We start from the raw sequence: 2,281 nt of genomic DNA on the forward strand, positions 1-2,281 counted from the left end.
GCCGTTCGTAACGCTCGTCCAGATCAAAGAAACCAGGCTGTCCCCGCATCATCCGCTCCCGCCAAATCAAACAAGCAGGATGGAATCACGAATATCGCAAAAGCGGTAGGTTTTTCGAGGTGTCCAGTCACGATCCATGCAGACAGACACAGTTACTATACCGAGCGCTTCAACCTCCTGCGCAATCGCCATCGTAATAGATTTTGCACCCACCGATTTGAAGTGAAAACGTTTGTTTAGTGCTAGCGTCCGAACCAGTGAACTCCAAAAAAACGTATCAAGCGTTGGAGTGCCCGGGGATTGACTGACAGCACTTGTATATTCAAGAACTTCGCCTCCCTCACAGAAGACAATTGCATCCACGCTGAAGAACCGATGAAGACTATGCAGTGCGCTGCCCGTCCTTTTGAAAGTCATCTTATCAATGACTCCATGTCGATAGCGTTATCAGCCAGAGCGCCTACGATGTCTGGGGAGTGCGTCGCCACGATAATCTGGGCATTAGGGTTCAGGTGGCGAAGACTACCGATCAGTTTCTCTTGCCATAGAACATGCAGTGACAACTCAGGCTCATCGGCAATGAACACAAAAGGTTGTTCGCGCTGAAGGAGTACCTCACTTAGTAGTATCAGCAGCTGCTTCTCTCCGCTTGAAAGCATTGCAGTAGTGAGGGGTTTTCCACTTCTGGAAGTAAACTGAAACTCGTTCTCCGCGTCTAGCGTCATGCTCTTCCTCTGAAAGAGAGCATTACAAATACTTAGGAACCTATCTTTTGGCGAAAAAATTTCGTTTAGCTTGTCTTGGATGTTGTTCCATCGATCAACAATATTCTCAATTTTTCTGAATTCTGAAACAAATATAGCTTCATTAAGCAATATGCCCTTGTCGTCCCGGTCTCTTTCAGCGAGCCGCTGGATAATAGATTTGGCCCTATTGATGAAGGCGCCAATTACCGGCTGAACGCGCTCATTTTCAACATGCAACTCCGCAAAAATATTCTTGAGAACCTCACCGTACTGTTCAAGATCAGTGCGGTAGACGTGTCTGAATTCGAACGGGTTGAAGTCTTCATGCTGTTCGAGCAGCGTCATAAACAGCGATTCCTGAAACAGCCGGACCTCCTCGTCCTTGCGTTTAGACAGGCTGGCAAAGTAGCGTACCAGATCGTTTGAAAGCCCTTCAAGCTTCTTATCGACTAGCAGTTCATAGGTCTTGTCGTCGCGTGATGCAGCAGTGAGACTGATGCGATTGACCGACAACCAATTTACGTTGACCATTCGTTCAATGAAGCGAGCTATGCGCTGACGGCCGCGATTCGAAAAATCATTAAACCTTGCGTGCTCGTTGAGCCACCTGGGTTCATAGTGGACCCAATCTGGTTCGTCCCCCAGCGTGAGCTTGACTTCCTTCGACGCAACCGCCGGATTAAGCATCACGTACTCAAATTGCTCAAACGGGCGCTCTTTTTTCTCTTTCTTCGTAACAGATATAAATGCTTGCTTGTTCTTGTCCGCCCGATCGAAGCTGATCGTAATTTTCTTGAAAGGTATTTTGACCAGCGTGCGCAGATCAACTTCTAGTGCCGCAGCAATTAGATTTATGAGCGTTGTTTTACCAGTGCCATTTTGTCCAATAAAAAACGTTACGTCGTTGTTCATCGCAAAATCAAAATTGTAGGTCTCCCAGAACCCTTCAACTGACACTTTCGAAATTACGTGCATTTTTGCTTTTCTCTTATACGGTCGTTATTCAGTGTTTCATCAGGGCGAGGATGATCACGATCTGGTATCAATCTAAAGTGGCGTTCTCTCATACTCAGTACATTATTTTCAATCGCGAGTTCAAGCGTTGGAATTATCGTTGGAGCTGAAGCGCCATGTTTGCCGATCCCGAATGAAATTCGAGTTTAGTGATTCTCATCGTGGCCGAATTAGCCGATCAAGTGCTTCTGTTCCGCAGCTTGGTAGCCGCTTTGAGCGGCGAGATATCGACATTCGGAAACGCTGCTTTTGACGCACCAACTTTTTGCATACGATTTGCGATATTCTTTCTCTGATCAACAGATTCTTTTGGGTTGCCCTCCGAATAGGCCTTGCGGGGAAAGAAACTGATGGCTCGCTCCGGGCACTCCAGATAGACCGCGCCAACGTGAAGCTAGAGCGTTTCCCTTTCATGCTGGATCGTAACCACATGATGTGAAGAAGTTGCGAGCCTCTTGTGGCTCGACGAGGTCAATCAGTTTCCCGATCCTGTCCCAAAGGCCAGTTACGGTGCGCTCTGC

Annotated in this window: 2 protein-coding genes and 1 pseudogene; all 3 read right to left on the bottom strand. The window is 47.5% G+C overall.

What is annotated here, in order from left to right; genetic code table 11:
• Positions 1-66: 66 nt before the first annotated feature.
• Positions 67-417: a hypothetical protein gene (locus tag KLP42_RS26450; protein WP_215571146.1), complete on the bottom strand. Its 351-nt coding sequence runs from the start codon at positions 415-417 to the stop codon at positions 67-69.
• Positions 414-1,721, bottom strand: coding sequence for an AAA family ATPase (locus KLP42_RS26455; protein ID WP_215571147.1), 1,308 nt, complete (start codon positions 1,719-1,721; stop codon positions 414-416). Before KLP42_RS26455 ends, KLP42_RS26450 begins: the two co-directional genes overlap by 4 nt.
• A gap of 449 nt (positions 1,722-2,170) precedes the next feature.
• Positions 2,171-2,281: pseudogene (locus KLP42_RS26460) on the bottom strand (IS630 family transposase); the annotation flags it as partial.

The sequence above is a fragment of the Rhizobium sp. CSW-27 genome (assembly GCF_018760785.1).
In the GTDB taxonomy this organism is placed as follows: Bacteria; Pseudomonadota; Alphaproteobacteria; order Rhizobiales; family Rhizobiaceae; genus Neorhizobium.

Bases quoted from the DNA above. Each gene is read 5' to 3' on its own strand.
- KLP42_RS26455 (WP_215571147.1), bottom strand. From the start codon at position 1,721: ATGCACGTAATTTCGAAAGTGTCAGTTGAAGGGTTCTGGGAGACCTAC.
- KLP42_RS26450 (WP_215571146.1), bottom strand. From the start codon at position 417: ATGACTTTCAAAAGGACGGGCAGCGCACTGCATAGTCTTCATCGGTTC.